Annotated in this window: 22 protein-coding genes and 1 tRNA gene; 9 read left to right on the forward strand and 14 right to left on the reverse strand. The window is 63.0% G+C overall.

What is annotated here, in order from left to right:
• From KPG71_RS06240 to KPG71_RS06275, 8 genes are all read right to left on the reverse strand, one after another.
• Positions 1-1,077 (reverse strand): 2'-deoxycytidine 5'-triphosphate deaminase, encoded by a 1,077-nt coding sequence (locus KPG71_RS06240; protein ID WP_216337267.1) that lies wholly within the window; start codon positions 1,075-1,077, stop codon positions 1-3.
• Between the two features lie 78 nt (positions 1,078-1,155).
• Positions 1,156-1,232, reverse strand: a tRNA-Pro gene (locus KPG71_RS06245).
• Positions 1,233-1,309: 77 nt separating this feature from the next.
• On the reverse strand, positions 1,310-2,251 hold the full coding sequence (locus KPG71_RS19620) for a MerR family transcriptional regulator (protein WP_253196138.1): 942 nt from the start codon (positions 2,249-2,251) through the stop codon (positions 1,310-1,312).
• A gap of 14 nt (positions 2,252-2,265) precedes the next feature.
• Positions 2,266-2,568, reverse strand: coding sequence for an integration host factor subunit alpha (gene ihfA, locus KPG71_RS06255; protein WP_073031836.1), 303 nt, complete (start codon positions 2,566-2,568; stop codon positions 2,266-2,268).
• A gap of 94 nt (positions 2,569-2,662) precedes the next feature.
• Positions 2,663-3,637, reverse strand: coding sequence for a beta-ketoacyl-ACP synthase III (locus KPG71_RS06260; protein WP_216337268.1), 975 nt, complete (start codon positions 3,635-3,637; stop codon positions 2,663-2,665).
• The gene (plsX, locus tag KPG71_RS06265) at positions 3,634-4,740 is read right to left on the reverse strand and encodes a phosphate acyltransferase PlsX (RefSeq protein WP_216337269.1); all 1,107 of its coding nucleotides are present in this window, start codon (positions 4,738-4,740) and stop codon (positions 3,634-3,636) included. Before plsX ends, KPG71_RS06260 begins: the two co-directional genes overlap by 4 nt.
• Positions 4,741-4,763: 23 nt before the next feature.
• Entirely contained in the window at positions 4,764-4,970 is a 207-nt protein-coding gene (gene rpmF, locus KPG71_RS06270) for a 50S ribosomal protein L32 (protein WP_073031830.1), read from the reverse strand.
• A gap of 153 nt (positions 4,971-5,123) precedes the next feature.
• Positions 5,124-5,678 carry a DUF177 domain-containing protein gene (locus KPG71_RS06275; protein ID WP_253196139.1) on the reverse strand — a complete coding sequence of 185 codons (555 nt, stop codon included), beginning with the start codon at positions 5,676-5,678 and terminating at the stop codon, positions 5,124-5,126.
• Between the two features lie 86 nt (positions 5,679-5,764).
• Here KPG71_RS06275 and KPG71_RS06280 point away from each other — a divergent pair, with 86 nt between their 5' ends.
• The 5 genes from KPG71_RS06280 (at position 5,765) to KPG71_RS06300 (ending at position 11,297) form a co-directional block, all read left to right on the forward strand.
• Positions 5,765-6,220: an outer membrane protein assembly factor BamE gene (locus KPG71_RS06280; protein WP_216337271.1), complete on the forward strand. Its 456-nt coding sequence runs from the start codon at positions 5,765-5,767 to the stop codon at positions 6,218-6,220.
• An 81-nt stretch (positions 6,221-6,301) separates the two neighbouring features.
• A complete protein-coding gene (locus tag KPG71_RS06285; protein ID WP_216337272.1) occupies positions 6,302-7,051 on the forward strand; it encodes a GNAT family N-acetyltransferase in 750 nt (249 codons plus the stop codon).
• Positions 7,052-7,150: 99 nt separating this feature from the next.
• Complete coding sequence (locus KPG71_RS06290; protein WP_216337273.1) at positions 7,151-8,986, forward strand: ABC-F family ATP-binding cassette domain-containing protein; 1,836 nt, start codon at positions 7,151-7,153, stop codon at positions 8,984-8,986.
• 53 nt (positions 8,987-9,039) lie between these two features.
• A complete protein-coding gene (locus KPG71_RS06295) occupies positions 9,040-9,822 on the forward strand; it encodes an ion channel (protein ID WP_216337274.1) in 783 nt (260 codons plus the stop codon).
• Positions 9,823-9,887: 65 nt separating this feature from the next.
• The gene (locus tag KPG71_RS06300; protein ID WP_216337275.1) at positions 9,888-11,297 is read left to right on the forward strand and encodes a PIG-L family deacetylase; all 1,410 of its coding nucleotides are present in this window, start codon (positions 9,888-9,890) and stop codon (positions 11,295-11,297) included.
• Positions 11,298-11,307: 10 nt separating this feature from the next.
• On the opposite strand, the gene KPG71_RS06305 is transcribed toward KPG71_RS06300, so the two are convergent.
• From KPG71_RS06305 to KPG71_RS06330, 6 genes are all read right to left on the reverse strand, one after another.
• The gene (locus KPG71_RS06305; protein WP_216337276.1) at positions 11,308-12,063 is read right to left on the reverse strand and encodes an SDR family NAD(P)-dependent oxidoreductase; all 756 of its coding nucleotides are present in this window, start codon (positions 12,061-12,063) and stop codon (positions 11,308-11,310) included.
• A 59-nt stretch (positions 12,064-12,122) separates the two neighbouring features.
• On the reverse strand, positions 12,123-13,175 hold the full coding sequence (locus KPG71_RS06310; protein WP_216337277.1) for an AbrB family transcriptional regulator: 1,053 nt from the start codon (positions 13,173-13,175) through the stop codon (positions 12,123-12,125).
• Positions 13,176-13,219: 44 nt separating this feature from the next.
• Entirely contained in the window at positions 13,220-15,463 is a 2,244-nt protein-coding gene (locus KPG71_RS06315; RefSeq protein ID WP_216337278.1) for a xanthine dehydrogenase family protein molybdopterin-binding subunit, read from the reverse strand.
• Positions 15,460-15,924: a (2Fe-2S)-binding protein gene (locus KPG71_RS06320; protein ID WP_216337279.1), complete on the reverse strand. Its 465-nt coding sequence runs from the start codon at positions 15,922-15,924 to the stop codon at positions 15,460-15,462. The genes KPG71_RS06315 and KPG71_RS06320 overlap by 4 nt, the downstream gene beginning before the upstream one ends.
• 100 nt (positions 15,925-16,024) lie before the next feature.
• Positions 16,025-16,789, reverse strand: a complete 765-nt coding sequence (locus KPG71_RS06325) for a 3-keto-5-aminohexanoate cleavage protein (RefSeq protein ID WP_216337280.1) — start codon at positions 16,787-16,789, stop codon at positions 16,025-16,027.
• Positions 16,786-18,108, reverse strand: coding sequence for an aspartate aminotransferase family protein (locus KPG71_RS06330; RefSeq protein ID WP_216337281.1), 1,323 nt, complete (start codon positions 18,106-18,108; stop codon positions 16,786-16,788). Before KPG71_RS06330 ends, KPG71_RS06325 begins: the two co-directional genes overlap by 4 nt.
• 114 nt (positions 18,109-18,222) lie before the next feature.
• On the opposite strand from KPG71_RS06330, the gene KPG71_RS06335 reads away from it, so the two are divergent.
• The 4 genes from KPG71_RS06335 to KPG71_RS06350 all read left to right on the forward strand — a co-directional run bounded on the left by KPG71_RS06335 (position 18,223) and on the right by KPG71_RS06350 (position 23,238).
• The gene (locus tag KPG71_RS06335; protein ID WP_253196140.1) at positions 18,223-19,086 is read left to right on the forward strand and encodes a MurR/RpiR family transcriptional regulator; all 864 of its coding nucleotides are present in this window, start codon (positions 18,223-18,225) and stop codon (positions 19,084-19,086) included.
• A 34-nt stretch (positions 19,087-19,120) separates the two neighbouring features.
• Positions 19,121-20,089, forward strand: coding sequence for a TAXI family TRAP transporter solute-binding subunit (locus KPG71_RS06340; RefSeq protein ID WP_216337282.1), 969 nt, complete (start codon positions 19,121-19,123; stop codon positions 20,087-20,089).
• A gap of 111 nt (positions 20,090-20,200) precedes the next feature.
• Entirely contained in the window at positions 20,201-22,810 is a 2,610-nt protein-coding gene (locus tag KPG71_RS06345) for a TRAP transporter permease (RefSeq protein WP_216337283.1), read from the forward strand.
• Positions 22,807-23,238 (forward strand): universal stress protein, encoded by a 432-nt coding sequence (locus tag KPG71_RS06350; protein ID WP_216337284.1) that lies wholly within the window; start codon positions 22,807-22,809, stop codon positions 23,236-23,238. The genes KPG71_RS06345 and KPG71_RS06350 overlap by 4 nt, the downstream gene beginning before the upstream one ends.
• Positions 23,239-23,261: the final 23 nt, after the last annotated feature.

Genomic DNA, 23,261 nt, shown 5'->3' on the forward strand with positions numbered 1-23,261 from the left:
TCAGACGGCGCGGAAATGCTTGCTGAGCTTCAGGCCTTGCCCCTGATAGTTCGATTTCAGGTCCGCCCCATAGAGGTGCTGCGGCACCTGATCCATCTTCTCGTAGACCAGCCGCCCCACGACCTGCCCGTGTTCCAGAACGAACGGGGCCTCGTGGCAGCGCACTTCCAGCACGCCGCGCGAACCGGCACCGCCGGCGGCGTCATGGCCGAAACCGGGGTCGAAGAAGCCCGCGTAATGCACCCGGAATTCCCCGACCATCGCCAGGTAGGGCGCCATTTCGGCGGCATAGGCGGGGGGGATATGCACCGCCTCGCGGCTGACGAGGATGTAGAACGCGCCGGGGTCGAGGATGATGCGCCCGGAATCGGAGTGGACCTCTTCCCAATATTCCGCCGGATCGTAGCCGCCGATATTGTCGAGGTCGATCACCCCGGTATGCGGTTTGGCGCGATACCCGACGAGCGTTCCGCTGGCGGGTTTCAGATCCACGGAAAAGCCCAGCCCGTCACCGATCACCGCCTCGCCGTCGACAAGCGGCGTTTCGGCGTTGAGCGCGCGCAGGGCCGCATCGTCGAGAATCGCCTGGCCTTCGCGAAAGCGAATCTGATTGAGTCGCATGCCGGGACGCACCAGGACCGAGAAGGAGCGCGGACAGATCTCGGCGTAGAGCGGGCCGGAATAGCCCGGTGGAACGCGGTCGAACTCGGTTCCGCCATCGGTGATCATCCGCGTCAGAAGATCGAGCCGCCCGGTCGAGGATTTGGCATTGGCGACCGCCTGCAACCCTGCCGGAAGGTCGAGATGTTCCATCAGGGGCACGACATAGACACAGCCCTTTTCCAGAACCGCGCCCTGGCTGAGGTCGATCCGGTGCATTTCCAGTTCGGCCAGACGGTCGGCGACGCTGCGGCCATGTCCCGACAGGAAAGAGGCGCGCACACGGTAGGCCACCTTGCCCAATCTCAGGTCGAGGCTGGCGGGCTGGATCTGTTCGGGAATGATTGCGGGTTGCGCCGAAATGCGCCCGTCGGCGATCAGGGCCGAAATCTGCTGGCTGGCAAGAACACCGGTCATGTCATCCCCCGTTTCCTCCGGGCATACCCGTTGCCGGGACATACCCCGCGTCGGGTGCCGGTGATGGGGGCGGTTTCATGGTCGGGCTAGCAGGATTCGAACCTGCGACCTCCCGTCCCCCAGACGGACGCGCTACCAGACTGCGCTATAGCCCGACATGTGGCCGTTACATACCGGTTTTGGCAGGGGGAACAAGAGGGAAATCCGATTTTTCGTGTCGGAGTTCGTGCAATTATCCATCCGGGCGGATCGCTGCATGCAGACGTTCGGCCAGCGCGGCGATCCGTTTTGACGTTTTGCTGTCGGGGACCGAGGAAAGGCGGCTCAAACGGGCCAATACACCGGAGTCGGCTGCAATCGTATCGGGCGGGTCGTCGGGCAGGTCGATATTGTCCGGGGCAGGGGCGGGAGGGCTTTCCGCGACCGGTTCCTGTTCGGACTCGACGGTCTCGGCCGTGGTGGCTTCGGATCTGTCTTCTGTGAGCGGGGCAGCCGTTTCGGCGGGCTCTTCGGGGCTGTGGTCAAACCCCGTGCTGTCGTCGGGCTGCACAGGCGCGGCATGCGAAACATCGGGGTCCGTTTCGTCGGTGCTGGCTTCGACGCTTTCAGTAACTGGCGGCGCTTCGGGAGGGGGGGCAGGGGTCTCTTGCACCGGTGGTGTTGTCAGCGCATCGGACTCGTCGCTGAAGATTGTTGCATCCGCGTCTTGCGGGGGCTGTTCGGTTTCGGACGGGGGGATGTCCTCGAAATCGAGCTTGCCCTGTCCGGCATCCTTTTCGGTGGGGGCCGTTTTCGCGTCCGGGGCGGCGCTGCCACGGGAAAAATCCAACACGGTGGCCCCTTCGGGTCGGGAGGTTTCCTGAGCGTCGATGGTGATTCCCGCATCCCCGTCCAGATCGTCCAGCGGTGGCGAGAGGTGCGCCACGTGTTTGACGCCTTGTTCGCGGAGCAGCTTTTGCACGCCCTTGATCGTCATGCCGTCGTCATGCAGCAGTTTCTTGATTCCGCCGAGAAGGAGCATGTCGGCAGGACGGTAATACCGCCTACCGCCCGCGCGCTTGACCGGTTTGACCTGACTGAACTTGCTTTCCCAGAATCTCAATACATGGGCCGGGGTTTCAAGCCAATCGGCCACCTCGCTGATTGTCCGGAAGGCGTCGGCGGATTTGCCCATGATCGACGGATATCCTAGCGTTTATTGCCGACCGCAACCCGATCCTTCATCAGATGCGAGGGACGAAATGTCAAAACACGGCGCGGATTGATCGGAACCTCTTCGCCGGTTTTGGGGTTGCGGCCCACGCGGGCCGATTTCTCGCGGACCGAGAAGGTACCGAACGACGAAATCTTTACCTGCTCACCGCTTACAAGAGCATCGGACATATGTGCCAGGACACTTTCGACAAGCTGTGCCGAGTCGTTGCGCGACAGGCCGACCTCGCGAAAGACCGCTTCGCTCAGATCCATTCTGGTGATTGTTTTCTCGGTCATTTCTTTCCCTCTTTGCTTGGCAGACTTTAGGGCGGAAGGATTTTCCGAGTCAATGTCAACGACTTGGCGGTATCTCTTTAAGCGAAAAACGGACCTACCAGCGCAGGACGACCGCCCCCCAGGCCAGCCCGCCGCCAATGGCCTCGGACAGGACGAGGTCGCCTTTCCGGATGCGGCCCTGTTCGACTCCGACCGACAGGGCGAGCGGGATCGACGCGGCAGAGGTGTTGCCGTGATCCTGCACGGTGACGATGACCTTGTCCATCGACAGGCCCATTTTCCTGGCGGTGCCCTGAATGATGCGGATATTGGCCTGATGCGGCACGATCCAGTCGACATCGCTGCCTTTCAGGCCGATCTTGTCCAGGGCCGCATCGGCGGTGGAGGTCAGCTTTTCGACAGCCTGACGGAACAGGGGATTGCCCTGCATGCGCAGCTTGCCCGCCGTCCCGGTCGAGGAGACCCCGCCATCGACATAAAGCATCTCGCGATAGCGTCCGTCCGAGTTCAGGTCGGCCGAGAGCACGCCGCGATCATCGGTGCTCCCGTTTCCGTCCTGCGCGCCGAGAATCAGGGCGCCTGCGCCGTCGCCGAACAGAACGCAGGTCGATCGGTCGGTCCAGTCCATGATCCGGCTGAAGGTTTCCGCGCCGATGACCAGAAGGCGCCGGGCCTGACCGGCCACGATCAGCGCATGGGCGTTGGTCAGCGCATAGACGAACCCGGCACAGACCGCCTGCACGTCAAAGCCGAACCCCCGTGTCATGCCCAGATCGCGCTGCACCATGGTGGCGACAGAGGGAAAAGTCAGATCGGGGGTCGAGGTGGCCACGATGATTCCGTCGATATCGTCGATGCTCAGCCCGGCGTTTTCCAGCGCCGCGCGCGAGGCGCGCACGGCCAGATCGGAGGTGGTCTGTCCTTCGGCCGCGAAATGCCGCCGTTCGATCCCAGAGCGCGTGCGAATCCATTCGTCCGACGTATCGAGGGTTTTTTCGAACTCAGAGTTCGGAACGATCCGGTCAGGCAGGTAATGCCCGACGCCTTCCACGACGGCACGCAGAGTCATACAGTGTCACCATTATCCGAGTTTTCAGTTGCACCATCTTGGTCAAGCATCGTGGCGGATGCAACCCGCGCGGCCAGCTTTTGGGTAAAGCCCGACTGCGCCAGTTCAAAGGCCAGTTTCACGGCTGCGGAAACGCCGGTGGAATCCGCCGCCCCGTGCGATTTCACGACCGTGCCGTTCAGCCCGAGGAAAACGCCACCGTTGGCGCGGCGCGGGTCGATTCGCTTTTGCAGCCGCCGGAGCGATGTATAGGCCAGAACCGAAGCCAGCCGCGACAGGGGGGAATAGCGAAACGCCTCGCGCAGCAATTCGGAGATCAGCCCGGCGATCCCTTCGCCCGTCTTCAGCGCCACGTTGCCGGTGAACCCGTCGGTCACGATCACGTCGCAGACGGTGCCGGGCAGGTCGCGCCCCTCGACGAAGCCGACGAATTCGAAATCCGAATGCGCCGCGTTGGCGGCGATCAGGTCATAGGCCTCTTTCAGTTCGGCGCGTCCCTTGTGCTCTTCGGTGCCGACGTTCAGCAGCCCGACTCGCGGACGCGACAGACCGAAACCGTTGCGCGCATAGGACGTGCCCATCAGGGCGTATTGCATCAGATCCTTAGCGTCGGCGCGAATATCGCCGCCGCCATCCAGCATGATGTTGAATCTCTGCGGGTTGTTCGACGGCCAAAGCACGGCGATGGCGGGGCGGTAGATGCCTGTCAGCTTGCGCAGCCGCACCACCGACAACAGCATCAGCGCCCCGGTATTGCCGCAGGACACGCAAACCGTCGCCTCACCGTTGCGCACCGATTCCAGCGCCGACCACATCGAGGTCTCGCGCCCGTTGCGCAGCACGTGGCTGGGCTTGTCCTCCATCTTGACGATGTCGGTCGCATGCCGGATTTCACAGCGTCCGGCCAGGTGCCTGCGCTTGGCAACCAATGGTTCCAGCGTTTCACGGGGACCGTGCAGGATGAAGGCGATATCCGGATTCTTCTTGGCCGAATGCGCGATGCCGGCAACAACGGTTGCCGGCCCCTTGTCGCCACCCATGGCGTCTATAGAAATGATGGTGCGTCCGGCACCCGCGTTAGAATTTTCCATTCCTGCGGTCATGCGGACGCCCGCCCTTCAGATATTCAGGCCGCGTCTTCGTCCAGATCGACTTCGTCAACCATGGCGACGACTTCGCGGTCGGCGTAATGACCGCAAGCCGAGCAAACATGATGCGGACGCTTCAGTTCGCCACAGTTGGGGCATTCATTCGGGTTGGCCGCAACCAGCGCGTCATGGGCGCGGCGGTTGTTGCGGCGCGATTTCGAGACTTTGTTCTGTTGGACAGCCATGTCGCAACCTCAATTTCCTGTGGGCCAAAGCGGCCCGGTTTCACGAGTGTCCGCGGCTCTTAATCCGTACAGAGCCGCCGGTTCAACCCCAAATTCCGGTGAGAGCGCGAAAATACAGCGAATTCGGGTCAGGGCAAGCGGTTTTTTCGCGGCTCAGCCCTTGCCGTCCAATTTGTCCCTGAGCGAAGCGAGGGCGGCAAAGGGTTTGGTTTCTTCCTCGCGGATCGGGTCGGCTCCGGGCGGGGTAAACTCGGTTCGTTCCAGAGCGGCCTCGTCGCGGCGGGGATAGTCGGGCAGGGCCAGTGTCAGCGCTTCGATCATCACGGCGGTCAGGTCGATGGACTCGGGGAGCGGTTCTGTCGAGTCGTCTTCGGGCATTTCGATGTCGTCACCGTCCGGCGTGCCCGGCATATCGGCGACGAACACGCGTTCCACCGGCGTATCCAGTCGCGTGGTGACCGGCTCGAGCGAGACGACACAGGGTTGTATCACCGTCGCGCCGAGCGTGGCATCGAGCCGCCAGTCGTGTTTGCCTTGGGAGGCCAGTGTGCCGGTGAACGAAACCTTGCGCAGCCCCGAAAGGCCCAGCCGTTCCGCGATGCGTTCCATCTCGGGTTTGCCGGGACGCAGGGCAAAGCGAACCGGACGCCCCGCAGACAACTCTGCGATGCGGTAAACGGTCTTGGCCGAAGTGCTGTCCTGGGTCAAAGCGCTGTCTTCCTTTCTTGAACCTGTGCCCCACCTTGTTGTAAGCGGGATAAAAGGCATATCGGGCCAATATCAAGAGGGTGGACATGTTTGGTATCATAAAGCGGACGCGCGGCGCCATGGTCGTGCTTGGCCTGATCGCCCTTACTGCCTGTTCCGCCACCTACAGGAATCACGGATACGTCCCTCTTGAAGAAGACCTTCAGCAACTGGTTGTCGGCGTGGATACCCGTGCCACGGTTGACGATGTGATCGGTGCGCCCTCGACGGCCGGGATGCTGGATCAGGGCGATTACTACTATGTGCGCAGCCGCGTTCGCGAATTTGGCATGTACCGCCCCGAGGTCGTCGAACGGCAGGTGCTGGCCATCAGTTTCGCCGAAGACGACACCATCGCCAATATCGAACGATTCGGTCTCGAGGACGGGCATATCGTGCCGTTGTCGCGCCGTGTCACCGACTCGTCGGTCATCGATAACGGCTTCCTTCGTCAGATTCTGGGCAATATCGGCAATATCGATCCGTCGCAGATGTTCAACTGATCCGCGTCAAGCCTTTGTCATATCTTGCGTGCCATTGTGCCCACGCTTACCGTTTTCGAACGGTCGACAGAGGTGGATGACATGGCGGCATTGTGCAAAGGGCGCTATCGGGCGCGCATCGCGCAAGACGGTAGTGATGTGATCGCGGCGCAGCGTCTTCGGGCGCTGGCGTTTCTGGACGGGGCCGGACATGACGACAGCATCCTGGATCGCGATGGGTTCGACGACATCTGCACGCATGTTCTGGTGGAAGAGGTCGCGGGCGAACGCCTTGTGTGCTGTTTCCGCCTTCTGCCGCTGAGCGGCGGTGCGGATATCGGGCGCAGCTATTCGGCACAGTTCTACGAGCTTTCGGCGCTCAGGGCGTTCGAGGGGCCGATGGTGGAGATGGGGCGGTTTTGCATCCACCCCGACCTGCATGACCCGGATGTGATACGCGTGGCCTGGGGCGCCATGACGCGCTACGTGGATGAAAACGGGGTCGAGATGCTGTTTGGCTGTTCGTCCTTCAAGGGGACCGACGCCGAGCGCTATCTGGACGCCTTCGCCATGCTGGCCGAGCGCCATATCGCGCCGCGCCGCTGGTTGCCGCGGGTCAAGGCGCCTTCGGTCTTTCGTTTTGCCCAACGGCTGCGGCTACGCTCGCCCGATGCCAGACGGGCGATGCTGGGGATGCCGCCGCTGCTGCGCACCTATCTGCTGATGGGGGGGTGGGTCAGCGATCATGCGGTGGTCGACCGGCAGTTGAACACGCTGCATGTGTTCACGGGGCTGGAGATCGCCGCCATTCCCCCGGCGCGAAAGCGGCTGTTGCGGGCGGTTGCGCAATAGGCCGGCGCGCCGACGAAATACCGACACGATACCGACGTTTTACCGATGCCGCGTTTCAGGCCGCTTGACGCCTGCCGGGGCGCGGGATAGCCCGCTGTCATGGCACGTATTCCGCTTATGCAACTCTCCGATATTTCGCTGACCTTCGGCGGCGATCCGATCTTCGACAAGGTGTCTCTGGTCGTCCAGCCGGGGGACCGGGTGGCGCTTGTCGGGCGCAACGGGTCGGGCAAGTCGACCTTGATGAAGGTCATGGCCGGGCTGGTCGAGGCCGATAGCGGCGATCGGGTCATCCCGCCCGGAACCAGCGTGGGATACATGGAACAACACCCTGATATGTCGGGATTTTCCACGCTCGGGGAATTTGCCTCCAGCGCCCTTGAGCCGGGCGAGATGTATCGTGTCGAGATAGCCGCCGAAGGGTTGAAGTTCGATCCGGCGACGCCGGTCGCGACGGCCTCGGGGGGCGAGCGGCGCCGTGCGGCACTGGCCAAGCTGATGGCCGAAGCGCCCGATCTGATGTTGCTGGACGAGCCGACGAACCATCTGGATATCGAGGCCATCGCGTGGCTGGAGGCGGAGCTGAAGCAGACCCGTGCGGGGTTTGTCCTGATCAGCCACGACCGCGCGTTCCTGCGTGAACTTACCCGTGCAACCCTCTGGATAGACAGGGGAATTGTGCGCCGACAGGAGAAGGGCTTCGGCGATTTCGAGACGTGGCGCGACAAGGTTTGGGACGAAGAAGACCAGGCCCGCCACAAGCTGAACCGCAAGATCAAGGCCGAGGCCCGGTGGGCCGTCGAAGGGATCAGCGCACGCCGCAAGCGCAATCAGGGCCGGGTGCGTGCCCTGCAGGATATGCGTGCCGAACGCGCGGCCCAGATCCGGCGTCAGGGCACGGCGGCGATGGCGTTGGACGCCGGGCCGAAATCGGGCAAGAAAGTGATCGAGGCGAATGGAATTTCAAAGGCTTACGGTGACACCCTCATCCTGCGCGATTTTTCGATTCGCATTCAGCGCGGCGAGCGGGTGGCCTTTGTCGGCCCCAACGGTGTCGGCAAGACGACGCTTTTGAAACTTCTGATGAAAGAGGTGGAGCCGGATCAGGGAACCGTGCAGCACGGGACCAACCTTATTCCGGCGGTGTTCGATCAGTCCCGCGCGAACCTGGACCCGGAAATGACCCTGTGGGACAGTCTGACCGGGGATAAGGACATGCGCGTGTCGGGGCAGGCGGATCAGGTCATGGTGCGCGGACAGCCGCGCCATGTGGTGGGGTATCTCAAGGATTTCCTGTTTGACGAGCGGCAGGCAAGAGCGCCCGTCAGGTCCTTGTCGGGCGGGGAAAAAGCGCGGTTGCTGCTGGCCAAGCTGATGGCGCGGGAAAGCAACCTGTTGGTGCTGGACGAACCGACCAACGATCTGGATATCGAGACACTGGACCTGTTGCAGGAGTTGCTGGACGATTTTGACGGTACGGTTCTGCTGGTCAGTCACGACCGCGATTTCCTGGATCGCGTGGCGACCACGACGATCGCGATGGAAGGCGACGGGCGGGCGACTGTCTATGCCGGGGGCTGGAGCGATTATCAGGCGCAGCGCGGGGATGTTCCTGGTCGGGCGCCGTCGCCCGGTGCCGGAAAAAAACAAGTTAATTCAGGCGCTAAAGAGGCCGATGCCAAGCCGCGCAAACCCGCGAGGTTCGGCTTGTCCTTTACCGAAAAACACCGGCTGGAGGCCTTGCCTGGGGAAATCGGGAAGCTGGAAGCGGAGATTTCCAAGCTCGAAGAGCTTATGGCCGACCCCGACTTGTTCACCCGCGAGCCGGTCAAGTTTCAGAAGGCGAGCGAGGCGCTGAGCACCCGTCAGGCGGCCTTGCAACAGGCCGAAGACGAGTGGCTGATGCTGGCGGAAAAGGCCGAGGCCGATGGCTGAATTTGCATGTCGGTGCGACGTCGGTATCGTGTCGGTAAACCATCGGTGCGAACATGGCTGAAGACAGACCGCTGAAAGACAGGATCAGGCTGCTCTACGAAGGGCGCAGCAAACGGGCGACGCGATTTCGCTATGGGCTGCTGATCTTCGATGCGCTTACCATCGTCTTTTTCCTGGCGACGGCCACGATGAAGCTGACACCGGCGATCATGATCATGGATGCGCTGATCGCGTTCCTGATCCTGCTGGACCTGGTCTTGCGTTTCTGGATCGCCTCCAACCGCAAGTGGCTGATGCGCCGGGCCTATGTGTGGGTGGATATCGTGGTCCTCGCATCGCTGCTGGCGGCGCCGTTCATCGGGCAGGGGCTGGCGGTGCTCAGGGTCTTGCGGTCGCTGCGGCTGATTCATTCCTATCATCTGATGCGCGATCTGCGGCGCGATGCGCTGTTCTTTCGCAGGCATGAGGATGCCATCCTTGCGGCGGTAAATCTGCTCGTCTTCATTTTTGCCATGACGGCATTGGTCGACGTGCTGCGCGGCGGGCAGGAGCCGGGGCTGACCAACTATATCGACGCGCTGTATTTTACCGTCGCAACCCTGACGACCACGGGGTTTGGCGACATCACCATGACAACGCCTTTGGGCCGATTGCTGTCAGTCGGGATCATGGTGGTGGGCGTGGGCTTGTTCCTGCAACTGGTGCGGGCGATTTTTTCGCCGGCCAAGGTCAAGCACAAGTGCCCCGAATGCGGATTGATCAAACACGATCAGGACGCGATCTATTGCAAGCATTGCGGGCATGATCTGAAGATCGAAACCGAAGGCGCGACCTGATCCGGCTGAGCGCAGATCCGGGGCCGCGTTGACATGGTGAATGGCTTGTGCATGGTTCGACACCGATGCCGGGCAATCTGGAGAGTGGGTGGGTGCAAAGCTACGACGACGTGATCGCTTCGCCGGCGTTTCTGGAAGACCTGAACGCGCTGAACGCGGTGATTGTCCAATCTCTGGAGGATGCGGGCGAAGCTGCCGTGATAAACGGCAATGTTCTTTACACGAACAAGCTGAAGGATTTCCACAAGGCGGAGTTCTCCGAGGACATGGAGCCCAAGCGCCGTGCCCTTGTCGCGATGGCGCAGCGATCACGCTGTTTCGTCGAGGTGGGCGTGGCCGGAGGGCATGCGGTGTTGCTGGCGTTGCATGCCAATCCCGACCTGAAAGCCGTGGGAATCGATATGGCGGTGCGGGTCAAACCGTTCTGGCCGCCGGTGGACATATTCGTTCCCGCGGCGGCGGCGTGGATGGAAAAGCGATTTCCCGAGCGTTTCAGGCTGATCCGCAAGGATGCCGTCGAGGGGCTGAAAGACGTGGCGCAAACCCGCCCGTTCGGGCCGGTGGACATGCTGCATCTGGACGGTGGCAAGAAGGGCCGTATTCAGGAACTGGAGGCCATCTGGCCCGCATTGGCCGAGCACGGATACCTGATGCAGGGGGACTATCCCAACGGCCATGTGCAGGCCGACACAGCCATGATGATCGAGCGCGGTCTGGCGCGCGAGATTACCGATGCCGATTTCCCTCCGGCCGAAAGCAAGCTGTTCAAGGCCGTCGAGACAGGGCAGCGCGTGTTGTCCGAAAGCGTGGTCCTGAAGGACTTCAAGGGCAAACGCATTTTGATCTGCACGGCGCATCAGGACGATGAGGTTCTTTTTGCCGGTGGTTTGCTGGGAAAAGTCGCAAGGGACGCCGAGGTAACCGTGGCGTGTTTCTTTCGCCCCGCCGAAGGGCGCAAGGATACCGATACGCGGATCGGCGCCATGCGGCAGGTTTGCGAGTCACTGGGGGTCGGGTGCGTTCAGTATCCCTTTGCCGTCGAATCCCATCACCGTCCGCTCAGGCGATTTGTCGTGCTGCACAGCGAGCCCGAAGAAAATCGCGGCCGCAAGGTGCGCCCGATCGAGAGACATGGGCTGTATCCGGTGTTGAGGGACACCGCCTTTGCCGCGATCCGGCAATACAGGCCGGATATCGTGTTTACCCATAACCGCGAGGGCGAATACGGTCATCGTGAGCATGTGCTGTTGCATCACGCGGTGGTCGAGGCCGCGCGCCACGCCGATACGCCGATGCTGCTGAGTTTCGGGGTCGGGCAGGAAGGGCGGCCCGGTTTGACCGTGACCTATGACAAGCGCCGCAAGAAGAAGCTGTTTGACGTTTACATGCCTCAGTGGGACGGCCCGCGCCTGTATGATTTTGCGCTGGAGCCCGAGACCTATGTGCGCGAGGCGCTGTTTCCGATCTCGGGCTGAAACGGACCCATCACTGCATGCGCAGGGCGCCGTCGAGGCGGATCACCTCACCATTCAGGTAATCGCATTCGACGATGAAGCGCGCCAGCGCGGCGTATTCCCCCGGATCGCCGAGGCGCTTGGGAAAGGTAACATCCTGAGCCAGTTGATCCTGCACCTCTTGCGGCAGGCTTTGCATCATCGGGGTCATGAAGATGCCCGGCGCGATGGCCATGACACGGATACCTTCGCGCGACAGGTCCCGCGCCATCGGCAGGGACAGGCCGACGATCCCCCCTTTGGAGGCGGCATAGGCGGTTTGCCCTTTCTGCCCGTCGAAGGCCGCGACCGACGAGGTGTTGACGATCACGCCGCGCTCGCCGTTGGGGCCGGGGGCGTTCTGTGCGATCTCGGCAGCGGCCAGACGGGCCACGTTGAAGCTGCCGATCAGGTTGATGTCGATGGTGCGTCGGAAGGTGGCCAGATCGTGCGGGCCGGTCTTGCCAAGGGTTTTCTCCCCGGCGACGATTCCGGCGCAGTTCACGGCGGCGGTGATCTTGCCCATGTGGGATTTCGCCGTTGCGATGGCGTGCTGGACCGATGCCTCGTCGGTAACGTCGGTTTCCACGAAGGTTGCGCCGATCTCGCGGGCAACGGTTTCGCCACGGGTGCTGTCGCGGTCGAGGATGGTGACCTGCGCGCCCTGATCGCGGAAATGGCGGGCCGTGGCCTCGCCCAGTCCCGAGGCGCCTCCGGTGATGATCGCGGCGGTGTCTGTCATGCGCATGGCGGGTCTCCGATCCGTTAAATGAACGTGTGTTCAGATAACGCAGTGCGGGCCTTGTGTCAAAGGTGGCGGCGCAGCAAGCGAGAGGACAGGCTGAGGCTGAGGACGGTAATCAGGATGCGCCAGATATGGTGCAGCGTGACCAGCGCCGGATTGGCCTGCAACGACAGGGCGACCAGCGCCATTTCGGTCACACCGCCGGGGGCAAAGCTGATCAGCATGACGTCGAAAGGTTCGTTCACAAGCAGATACAAGGCTTCGGCAAAGCAGGCGGCGAGGATCAGCATGCCGCCGACCGAGAGAAGCGACAGGCCCATACCCCGCAGAATCAGGTGGCGGGACAAGCCGGTGAAGCGCATTCCGAGCGCGGTGCCGACGACGATCTGGGCGACATTGACCAGCCATTGGGGAATGTCGAGGTGATAGACCCCGCTGACCGACAGAAGCGCGGCGACCGCCATCGGCCCTGTCAATTGTCCGGCGGGCAGGCGCAACCAGCGTCCGGCCGCATATCCGGCGATCCCGGCCAGCACGATCACAGGAAGAGCGGACCACGGCACGCCGTCGCGCGCCAGCGTCGCGCCGCCCGCACTGCCCACCGGCTGGCCCAGCCAGAGCGACAACCCGATCGGCAGGATCGTCACGACCAGGATGACGCGCATGAACTGCTGCAGGGTCAGCCGCGCCAGATCGGCGCCGGCCTTCTCGCCCATGGCCAGGGATTCGAACAGCCCGCCCGGTGTGGCGGAATAAAAGGCCGTCGCGGGGTCATAGCCGCCGATGCGGCGGAAGATGGTGTAGTTGAAGGCGTGCGCCACGGGGACAAACAGGACCATGGCGGAAAAGCTTAGGGCCAGTTGCGGCGCGGAGGCCAATAGCTCGGGCGAGACCCGAGCGCCGATCATCAGCCCGATGACGGAAATGAAGGCCAGTCTCAACCAGGCAGGAAAGTTGTATCCGGCAGGTAGGTGCTGCGGCAGGGCCGTGGCGAGCGCGGCACTGACGACAAGCGGACCCAGAAGGAATGGCAGCGGCAGGCCAAGCAGCAGTGCAAGCCCCCCGGCGAGAGAGGAAAGTGCGAGCAGGGCAAGCGTGACGATCAGATGCGGCATGGCCCTAACAAGCACCCTGCGCGGTCAGAGGCAAGGGGGTGGAGTCATACGAAATCCATATGCTTGCTGAAGGGCATTTCGCGCAGGCGTTTTCCCGTGGCGGCAAAGATGGCGTTGGCAAGGGCAGGGGCGGCGGGCGGCACCGGCGGTTCGCCCACGCCGCGCACGGTGTCGGCGTTCTCCAGACCGCGCACGGTGATGTCGGGGCATTGGTACAGCCGCATGAAGGGGAAGCTGTCGAAGTTCCGCTGTTCGGCCTGACCGTCGGCATAGGTGATTTCGGCCATGATGGCGTGGCCCAGTCCCCAGATGACGCCGCCCTGCACCTGATTTTCAAAGTTCACAGGGTCCACGATGCGCCCGACCTCGGCGGCGACGAACACCTTGTCGATGCGGAGGCCGCCGGGGGTGTCGGTGACCTCGACCACCTCGGCGCAGGGGGTGCCGAAGGACAGGCAATAGGCCACGCCCCGGCCTTTGCCCTGTGGCAGGCGCGCGCCCCAGTTCGACATGTCGCCCACCGCCTCGAGCACTTTGCGCGAGGGGGCGTGGGTGCACAGACGCAGGCGCTCTTCCAGCGGGTCGGCCCCGGCGGCGTGGATCAGCTCGTCAAGGAAACTGTCGTGGAAGAACCCGTTCGAGGACGCGCCGACAGACCGCCAGGAACTGACCGGGGCCAGCCCTTTGGCGCGATAGCCGGTGACGCGGTAATCGGGAATGGCAAAGGGCTGATCCCACGCCCCGGCCACGATCTGCAGATCGGGTCCGGCAATGGGAAGGCCCTGCCGCCCCATCTGCGAGGTGATGACCGACGGCATGGCGATCCCGAGGTCACAGGCCGTTACCTGCCCATTCGCCACCGCCCCCCGCCCACGCGCCATCGCGATCTGGCGGGGGTAATCATGCGCCATGTCCTCTTCGCGCGAGAGGGTCAGCTTGACCGGCGTGCCCTTGACCGCCAGGGCCAGTTCCGCCGCCTGCCGCACGACCGTGTCCTCCAGCCGATGGCCGAAACTGCCGCCCATCATCTGCACATGGACATGCACGTCGTCTGTATCGTGCCCGGTGATATCGGCCACGTTCTGCTGAACGAAGCGCGGAATCTGGGTGCCGGTCCAGACATCGACACGGGTGTCGGTGACCAGAACGGTGGCGTTCACCGGCTCAAGCGGGGCATGGGCCAGATAGGGCGCGCGGTATTCGGCCTGCACGGTATCGGTGCCTTGCAGGGCGGTCCCTACATCTCCGTCATCCCTGAAGCGGCTGTCGCGGTTGGCCTCGGTAAAGCTGTCGGAGAGGGCTTGCCAATGGGCCTCCATGTTTGCGGGGTAGGTGGCGTCGGAGTCCCAGTCGATCCCGATGGCATTCACGGCCTGCATGGCGCGCCAAGTGTTGTCGGCCAGAACACCCACGCCGCCGGTGATCAGCACGATCCTGTGTACGCCGCGCATGGTTTCGGCCTGCGCGGCGTCATGACTGCGCATCGCGCCGCCCTGACGGGGATTGGTGCGCACGGCGGCGTGCAGCATGCCGTCGAGGCGGGTGTCGATCCCGTAGGCCTGCGTGCCGGTGGATTTCGCGACGATATCGAGCCGTTGCATATCCTGGCCGATCAGCCGCCAATCCGCGGGATCGCGCAGGGCGACATCCTCGACCGGGGCAATCTGCGCTGCGGCGGCGGCGAGATCCGTATAGGGCAGGCGGGTGCCGTCGGGCAGGATCACGGCCCCGTTCTCGGTGCGCAGCTCAGCGGTGTTCACGCCGGTTTGCGAGGCGGCGGCGGCCTTGAGCGTTTCGCGTGCCACGGCCCCGGCGTGGCGCAGTTTTTCCCAGCCATCCGGCACGGTGGTCGAACCGCCGGTAATCTGGATGCCCAGGAATTTCATCGGCGCGTCCAGAACGGCGCGGGTGGTTTTGGCCAAGAAACTGTCATCGGTGGACGCAAAGGGCGCCGAGTCATGCGACAGGGCGGTGTTGTAATAGGCGGGGCTTGGAGGGCCGGGATCGACATCGACCTGATCCAGCGCCACGTCCAGTTCCTCGGCGATCAGAAGGGCCTGCACGTTATAGGCCCCCTGGCCCAGATCGGCGCGCGGGGTGATCAGGGTGATCCCTTGCGGGGTGATCCGCACGTATGGGGTGAGCGCCGCCTCGCCCTCGGCCAGACCGGACAGCAAGGGGTTTTCATGCGGGCGTTTATACATCACCACACCAAAGGCGACGCCCCCGGCGATGGCGGCCGAACCGATCAGAAAGGTGCGGCGAGCGATCTTTCCGGCGCGGCTCATTCCGAGGTCTCCTGCAATTTGGCGGCGGCTGATTTCACGGCGGCGCGGATGCGCGGGTAGGTGCCGCAGCGGCACAGGTTGCCGCTGAGCGCGTCGTCGATCTGTTCGTCGGTCGGAGCGGGGGTTTCCGCCAGAAGCGCGGCGGCCTGCATGATCTGGCCCGACTGGCAATAACCGCATTGCGCGACCTGATGCTCGATCCATGCGGCTTGCACCGCATGCAATGCGTCAGGTGTGCCAAGGCCGTGGATCGTGGTGACCGGCCCCCAGACATCGCCGGCCAGCGTCTGACAGGAGCGCACGGCGACCCCGTCGATCTGGACGGTGCAGGCCCCGCATTGCGCGATGCCGCAGCCGTATTTCACACCGGTAAGCCCAAGTTCGTCCCGAAGAACCCACAGAAGGGGCATCTCCGGTTCGATATCGAGATCGTGCAGGGTGCCATCGACGGTCAGTTTCATGCCAGACCCCTTTGCCTGTTTAAACTTGGGAGCAGGGTAAACCGATCAGTTCAGATGTCCAGCGAAAGCGTCGCTTCGGGCCTGGCGATGATGCGGCGTATCAGGCGCAGGCCGCCAGCACCCGTTCCACCCGCTCGGCATTGTCGCGCGCAAGGCTGCCATCGGAATGCCAGAGCGAGTTTTCAAATCCGACGCGCAGTTTGCCGCCATGTTCATGGGCCTCGACCAGACAGGCGGTTTCGCTGCTGCCAAAGGCGCAAACCGCCCAATCCGGGGACAGGGCGCGCGTCTCAAGTTGTGCCAGAAAAGGGTGCAGGTCGGCAGGGTCGCTTTGTTGCCCTTCGCTGTAGCGGCCAAGCACGAAGATCAGTTGCAGGGCGGGCGTGTGCATCAGGTCGGGCGGCAGGATGCGCGCCAGCAGGTCGAATTCCTGCGGATCGTAGAGGATATGCTGGATCGCGATGTCGCGCGCGGCGCAGTCTTCGTAAAAGGCGCGGGCGGTCGTATCGGGCGTGTCGGTGGTCATTTCGCGGATCGAGGCCGAAACGAGGCTTGCGTTCGAGGTCAGGGCGACCTCTCGCTGATGGGCGGCGTCATAGAGGCCGACAGCCTCGGTGGTGATCTGCAGGGCCATGTCGGGGACGGCGCTGCGCAGTTCGGCAAGTGCCTCGCGGTAGAGGCCCGCGTCCAGAATGTGCCGCCCCTCGGCATTGCGCAGGTGCAGGTGCAACCCGTCCGCCCCGGCCTGTTGGCAGGCACGGGCGGTTTCGACGATCTCGGGCAGGGTCATGGGCAGGGCCGGATGGTCGGCCTTGGTGCGGCGCGCGCCGTTGGGGGCGACCATCACGCGGGGCAGGGCGGTCATGCGAAAACCTTTCCGAAGGCGGTATCGAGTTTGTCCACCAGTTCGCCGATCTGGTCCTCGGTGATGATGAAGGGTGGGGCCAGCAAAACGTGATCGCCGTGCTGCCCATCGATGGTGCCGCCCATCGGGTAACAGATCAGCCCGGCCTCGAACGCTGCCGCCTTGAGGGCTTTGTGGACGGCGCGGGACGGCGGGAAGGGATCTTTCGTGGCACGGTCGGCCACGATTTCGAGCCCGCGAAACAGCCCGCGCCCGCGAATGTCGCCGATATGCGGGTGTTGGCCGAAGCGATCCTTCAGGGCCGTGTCCAGAACCTCGCCCATCTGGGCCGAGCGCGCCGTAAGCCCGCCATCGGTCAGCTTGTCGACCACCACATCGGCTGCGGCGCAGGCCAGCGGGTGACCCATATAGGTGTGCCCGTGCTGGAAAAAGCCCGAGCCGTCGCGGATCGCGTCGTAGATGCGTGCCGAGCACAGCATCGCGCCGACGGGCTGATACCCCGCGCCGAGGCCCTTGGCGATGGTGACAATGTCCGGCGTCACGTCGTCCTGTTCGCTGGCGAACAGCGTGCCGGTGCGGCCCATGCCGCACATGACCTCGTCAAGGATCAACAGGATACCGTGGCGATCACAAATCTCGCGGATGCGTTTGAAATAACCGGGAACGGCGGGAACCGCCCCGGCGGTGGCGCCGACCACGGGTTCGGCCACGAAGGCGATCACGGTGTCGGGGCCGACCCGTTGCAGCTCGGCCTCCAGCTCATCGGCGACGCGCAGGCCATAGGCCTCGGGGGTTTCGCTGTCCTGCCGTCCGCGATACTCGTAACAGGGCGAGATATGGCTCGTTTCGATCATCAGCGGCGCGAAGGGCTCGCGACGCCACGCGTTGCCGCCGGTGGCCAGGGCGCCAAGGGTATTGCCGTGATAGCTTTGCCGACGGGCGATGAAGCGGGTGCGCTGTGGCTGGCCGGTTTCGAGGAAATACTGGCGCGCGAGTTTCAACGCGGCCTCCACGGCCTCGGACCCGCCGGATACCAGATAAACCCGGTCGATTCCCTCGGGCGCATGGGCGATCAGGCGATCCGCCAGCCGTTCTGCGGGCTCGGAGGTGAAAAAGCCGGTATGGGCGAAGGCGATCCTGTCGGCCTGATCCTTGAGCGCGGCGGTCACGTCCGGGTCGGAATGGCCGAGGCAGGACACCGCCGCGCCGCCCGATCCGTCAAGGTATTGCTTGCCGCTTTGATCATAAATGTAAGGCCCTTCGCCACGCGCGGCGAGGGGCAGGCTGGCCTTGGTGTGGCGGGGGAAAATGTGGCTCATGGCGCGACTCCGGATGGGTTGACGTGACTGAAACAGATGAATCGCGTATTGACAATATGTGAAACAGGTGAAACGAATTTGAGTTAAAAAATAAATCAACGGGGAGAAGACGGCTTGTCGGAGTCGTTCGAACAGAGACTGGCCCAACGGTTCAACGGCCTCAGCGAAAAGCTGCGTCTGGCCGGTGAATATGTGGCCAGCAACCCCGTGGACACCGCCACACGATCCCTGCGCGCCGTGGCCCATGACAGCGGGCTGGCGCCTGCCACGTTCTCGCGTATGGCGAGGGCCGTCGGCTATCGCAGTTTCGAAGACCTGCGCGAGGAAATGCGCACCAAGATCGACCGGCGGGTGAACAGTTTCGCGGACCGGGCAGAGCGATTGCAAACGGCCCATGCCGCAGGTGAAACGGCATTTTTCGATGCCCATATCGGGGCCTGTCAGGCCAACCTTTCCAACCTGTTGCATGACATCGACCGCGACCTTCTGGAGCATTGTATCGACAAGCTGCACGATGCGCGGCAGGTGCAGTTGCTGGGGGCTCTGGGATCGACGGGGGTGGTGGAATATCTTGCCTACATGGCGAATTTCTGCGACACCAACTGGTCGATGGCGAGCCGCATGGGATCGTCGCTGGGGGCCGGTTTGACGGGGCTCGACGAGCGCGATGCATTGATCATCGTGACGAAGCCGCCGTTTTCCACCCGTTCGATCGCTGCCGCCGAACTGGCCGCCCGTCAGGGGGCGTTCGTGATGGTGATCACCGACACGCATTCCTGCCCGGCGTTGCGCCACGCCTCTGCGGGATTCGTCGTGCCGACGGACAGCCCGCATTTCTATTCGTCCTACGTGGCCACGCTGGCCTTTGTGGAAACCATGATCGGGATGCTGGTCAGCCGGGCCGGTCCTGCCGCCCGCGAGCGGATCGCGAAGGTCGAAGAGAGCAACCGTCGTCTTGGAGAAGTCTGGGACGGCTGAATCGTCACCAAGCATCAAACAAAGGGAGACCATGATGTTTTCGAAGTTCAAATTCTCAATTGCCGGTGCGGCGCTTGCCACGATGATGGCTCCGGCGGCTCAGGCCGAAGAGTTCATCACCATCGGCACCGGCGGCGTGACCGGGGTGTATTATCCCACGGGCGGCGCGATCTGCCGTCTGGTCAACAAGGGCCGCAAGGAACACGGCATTCGCTGCTCGGTCGAATCCACGGGCGGGTCGATCTATAACATCAAGACCATTCGCGCGGGCGAACTGGAATTCGGCGTTGCGCAGTCGGACTGGCAGTACCACGCCTATAACGGCACCTCGAAATTCGAGGATGACGGCGCGTTCGAAGGCCTGCGCGCGGTATTTTCGGTTCATCCCGAGCCCTTTACCGTGGTGGCGCGTGCCGATGCCGGTGTGGTCAATTTCGAAGACCTCAAGGGCAAGCGCGTGAATATCGGCAACCCCGGTTCGGGTCAGCGCGGCACGATGGAAGTGCTGATGGGCGCGCTTGGCTGGACCACCGACGATTTTGCCCTGGCGACCGAATTGAAGGCCGCCGAGCAGAGCCAAGCCCTGTGCGACAACCAGATCGACGCGATGGTCTATACGGTGGGCCACCCGTCGGGCTCGATCCAGGAGGCCACCACGGCCTGTGACAGCGTGCTGGTGAATGTCAGCGGCGACGCGGTGCAGGGCCTTGTGGACGAGAACTCGTACTATCGTCTGGCGACCATTCCGGGCGGGATGTATCGCGGCAATGACGGTGACACGCAGACCTTTGGTGTCGGCGCGACCTTCGTGACCTCGGATGCCGTCAGCGAAGAGGCGGTTTACACGGTCGTGAAATCGGTCTTCGAAAACTTCGAGGATTTCAAGAAACTGCACCCGGCTTTCGCTAACCTCAAGCCCGAGGAAATGGCCACCGCGGGCTTGTCGGCCCCGCTGCATGCCGGTGCCGCCAAGTATTACAAAGAGCAGGGCTGGATCGAATAATCCGGCTTTGCCATCGGAAAGGGGCCCTCGGCGGCCCCTTTCCCGCCCCTAATTAACGAGAATGAATAGACCGACGCGCCAAGCGCAGTCAGGGACAGGGAGTTGACCGGTATGACCGATAATACAGGTGGAAAAGGGCCGCTGAGTGAATCCGAACTGCAGGAGCTCGTCTCCTCGACCGATGGCGGGGCGCGCAACCCGGTCGGGGCGGTTGGACTGTTCCTGGCGGTGGTGGCTGTTGTCTGGTCACTGTTTCAGGTGCTGTTAGCATCCCCTGTCTCGAACTACATCCTGCCCGGCGACCTGATCAACAACTCGCGCCAGATTCACCTGGCGTTCGCGATTTTCCTGGCCTTCATGGCCTACCCGATGTTCAAGACCAGCCCGCGCAGCTATGTGCCTGTTTACGACTGGGTGCTTGCGCTCGCGGGGACTTTCATTTCGCTTTATGGCTATTTCTTCTATCAGAAGATCGTCGATAACGGCGGTTTGGCCGATCACACGGACAAGTGGTTCGCGCTGGCCGGCCTGATCATTCTGTTCGAAGGCGCACGCCGCGCGCTTGGCCCGGCGATGGCGATCATCGCCACGATTTTCCTGGCCTATGTCTTCTTCGGCGCGTCCGCCTGGATTCCCGAAGTGATCCGCTGGAAGGGGGCCAGCCTGCAAAAGGCGATGAGCCATATGTGGATCACCTCCGAAGGGGTGTTCGGAATCGCGCTTGGGGTGTCGACCAAGTTCGTCTTCCTCTTCGTGCTGTTCGGCGCGCTTTTGGACAAGGCGGGCGCGGGCAATTATTTCATCAAGATGGCCTTCGGTGCGCTTGGCCACCTGCGGGGCGGTCCGGCGAAGGCCGCCGTTGTCGGCTCGGCGGCCACCGGTCTCATCTCGGGCTCGTCCATCGCCAACGTCGTGACGACCGGCACCTTCACCATCCCGCTGATGAAGCGCGTGGGCTTTAGCAGTGAAAAGGGCGGCGCGGTCGAAGTGGCCAGTTCGGTCAACGGTCAGATCATGCCGCCCGTGATGGGGGCCGCGGCCTTCCTGATGGTGGAATATGTCGGGATTTCCTATGTCGAGGTGATCACCCACGCCTTCCTGCCCGCGACGATCAGCTATATCGCGCTGGTTTATATCGTCCATCTGGAGGCGGTGAAAAACAACATGCCCACGCTCGGGGACCGGGTGGTCAGCCTCGGCCGCACCATCGTCGGCATGGCCGTCTTTTTCGCGGGGTTTGCGCTGTTGTGCTATGGTGTCCAGTATCCCGTGGGCTGGATCGTATCGCTGTTCGCGGAAGGGTCGGGCGCGATCCTGTCGGCGCTGCTCGTTCTGGCCTATGTCGCACTTTTGTGGCTGGCCGCCGGTGTGCCGGATCTTGAGCCCGACGACCCCGAGGCCGAGGACGTCAGGCTGCCCGTGGTGGGGGAAATCTACAAGGCGGGGCTGTATTTCCTGCTGCCGATCATCGTGTTGGTCTACTTCCTGATGATCGAACAGAAATCCCCCGGCCTGTCGGCCTTCTGGGCGACGGCGCTGCTGTTCGTGATCCTGCTGACGCAACGCCCGCTCAAGGCCATGTTCCGCGGCGAGGGCACAGCAGGCAATGCGAGCCGCGAAGGGCTGCTCGATCTGGTGCAGGGTCTGATCGCGGGGGCGAGCAACATGATCGGCATCGGCCTGGCCACGGCCACGGCAGGTGTGATCGTGGGCACTGTGACCCTGACCGGTGTGGGGCAGGTGATGGCCAATCTGGTCGAGTTCCTGTCGGGCGGTAACCTGATCCTGATGCTGGTAATGGTCGGCCTGCTGAGCCTGATCCTGGGGATGGGCCTGCCGACCACGGCCAACTATATCGTGGTCAGTTCGCTGATGGCGGGTGTGGTCGTGGAACTGGGTGCGCAATCTGGGCTCATCGTGCCGCTGATCGCGGTGCACCTGTTCGTGTTCTATTTCGGCATCATGGCGGATGTGACGCCGCCGGTAGGGCTGGCCAGTTTCGCCGCCGCCGCCGTGTCGGGGGGCGATGCGATCCGCACGGGTTTCACCGCGTTTTTCTATTCCCTGCGCACCGTTGCGCTGCCGTTCGTATTCATCTTCAACACCAACCTGTTGTTGATCGATGTGACCTGGGTGCAGGGAATCATAACCTTTGTCGTGGCGACCATAGCGATTCTGGTATTCACCGCCGGGACGATGGGCTGGTTCCTGACGAAGAGCCGGATTTACGAGAGCGTGGCACTTGTGTTGATCGCCTTTGCGCTGTTCCGGCCCGATTTCTTCATGGACCGCATCCAGCCCCCGTTCCAGATGGTCGAACCCGCGCAACTGGGGCAAGCCCTTGGGTCGACAGGGGCCGGGCAGGATTTGCGTGTGGTCGTGTCGGGGCCCGATTTCATTACCGGTGAGCCCAAGGACACCACGCTCGTTCTGACTGTCGCAGAAGAAGGTGACGGCGCGGCGTTGTTGGAGAGTTTCGGGCTGAGCCTGATGGAAGAAGACGGCAAGGTGCTGTTGGAGGAACCGATGTTCGGCACGCCGTTCTCGGACACGATGCAGGGGTTCGATTTCTACGGCGATACGCCGGTGGTGATCGACTCCGTCAAGGCGCCTTCCAAGCAGATGCCGCAAGAATTGATCTTTATTCCGGCGCTGGTGTTGCTGGGGCTTGTGGCCCTGATGCAGCGTGCGCGCATGACCAAGCAAGGAGTTCCCGCATGACCGGTCCTGTTCTTTGTGCTGTCGATGTCAGCAACCCGCATCGGGATGACAATGTGCTGCGCGCTGCGGCCCGTCTGGCCGCGTTGGACGATGCGCAACTGGATGTCATCACCGTGGTTCCCGATTACGGCATGAGCGTCGTGGGCAGCTATTTCGAGAAAGGCCACCATGAGAAGGCCGTGGAAGAGGCCCGGAGCCTGTTGCGCGAGCTGGTGGCCGATGTCCTGGGGGCCGAGGCCAATGAAACGGTGCGCCACATCGTGGCGACGGGCAACGCCTATGACGAGATCCTGCGCGTGGCCGGGGCAGACAAGGCCTCGCTTATCGTGATCGGTGCGCACAAGCCCGATTTCAAGGATTACCTGCTGGGCCCCAACGCGGCGCGCGTGGTGCGCCATTCGGATTGCTCGGTTTTCGTGGTGCGCTGACAAGAGCGGCAGGCGAGAGTGCC

The organism is Roseovarius sp. PS-C2 (genome assembly GCF_018862045.1).
GTDB lineage: Bacteria > Pseudomonadota > Alphaproteobacteria > Rhodobacterales > Rhodobacteraceae > Roseovarius.

Coding starts and splice junctions, on each gene's coding strand:
- KPG71_RS06350 (WP_216337284.1), top strand. CDS start 22,807: ATGACCGGTCCTGTTCTTTGTGCTGTCGATGTCAGCAACCCGCATCGG.
- ihfA (WP_073031836.1), bottom strand. CDS start 2,568: ATGACCGAGAAAACAATCACCAGAATGGATCTGAGCGAAGCGGTCTTT.
- KPG71_RS06260 (WP_216337268.1), bottom strand. CDS start 3,637: ATGACTCTGCGTGCCGTCGTGGAAGGCGTCGGGCATTACCTGCCTGAC.
- KPG71_RS06305 (WP_216337276.1), bottom strand. CDS start 12,063: ATGCGCATGACAGACACCGCCGCGATCATCACCGGAGGCGCCTCGGGA.
- KPG71_RS06340 (WP_216337282.1), top strand. CDS start 19,121: ATGTTTTCGAAGTTCAAATTCTCAATTGCCGGTGCGGCGCTTGCCACG.
- KPG71_RS06320 (WP_216337279.1), bottom strand. CDS start 15,924: ATGAAACTGACCGTCGATGGCACCCTGCACGATCTCGATATCGAACCG.
- KPG71_RS06325 (WP_216337280.1), bottom strand. CDS start 16,789: ATGACCGCCCTGCCCCGCGTGATGGTCGCCCCCAACGGCGCGCGCCGC.
- KPG71_RS06300 (WP_216337275.1), top strand. CDS start 9,888: ATGCCGGGCAATCTGGAGAGTGGGTGGGTGCAAAGCTACGACGACGTG.
- KPG71_RS06315 (WP_216337278.1), bottom strand. CDS start 15,463: ATGAGCCGCGCCGGAAAGATCGCTCGCCGCACCTTTCTGATCGGTTCG.
- KPG71_RS06240 (WP_216337267.1), bottom strand. CDS start 1,077: ATGACCGGTGTTCTTGCCAGCCAGCAGATTTCGGCCCTGATCGCCGAC.
- KPG71_RS06290 (WP_216337273.1), top strand. CDS start 7,151: ATGGCACGTATTCCGCTTATGCAACTCTCCGATATTTCGCTGACCTTC.
- KPG71_RS06295 (WP_216337274.1), top strand. CDS start 9,040: ATGGCTGAAGACAGACCGCTGAAAGACAGGATCAGGCTGCTCTACGAA.
- KPG71_RS06280 (WP_216337271.1), top strand. CDS start 5,765: ATGTTTGGTATCATAAAGCGGACGCGCGGCGCCATGGTCGTGCTTGGC.
- KPG71_RS06330 (WP_216337281.1), bottom strand. CDS start 18,108: ATGAGCCACATTTTCCCCCGCCACACCAAGGCCAGCCTGCCCCTCGCC.
- KPG71_RS19620 (WP_253196138.1), bottom strand. CDS start 2,251: ATGGGCAAATCCGCCGACGCCTTCCGGACAATCAGCGAGGTGGCCGAT.
- rpmF (WP_073031830.1), bottom strand. CDS start 4,970: ATGGCTGTCCAACAGAACAAAGTCTCGAAATCGCGCCGCAACAACCGC.
- KPG71_RS06310 (WP_216337277.1), bottom strand. CDS start 13,175: ATGCCGCATCTGATCGTCACGCTTGCCCTGCTCGCACTTTCCTCTCTC.
- KPG71_RS06285 (WP_216337272.1), top strand. CDS start 6,302: ATGGCGGCATTGTGCAAAGGGCGCTATCGGGCGCGCATCGCGCAAGAC.
- plsX (WP_216337269.1), bottom strand. CDS start 4,740: ATGACCGCAGGAATGGAAAATTCTAACGCGGGTGCCGGACGCACCATC.
- KPG71_RS06345 (WP_216337283.1), top strand. CDS start 20,201: ATGACCGATAATACAGGTGGAAAAGGGCCGCTGAGTGAATCCGAACTG.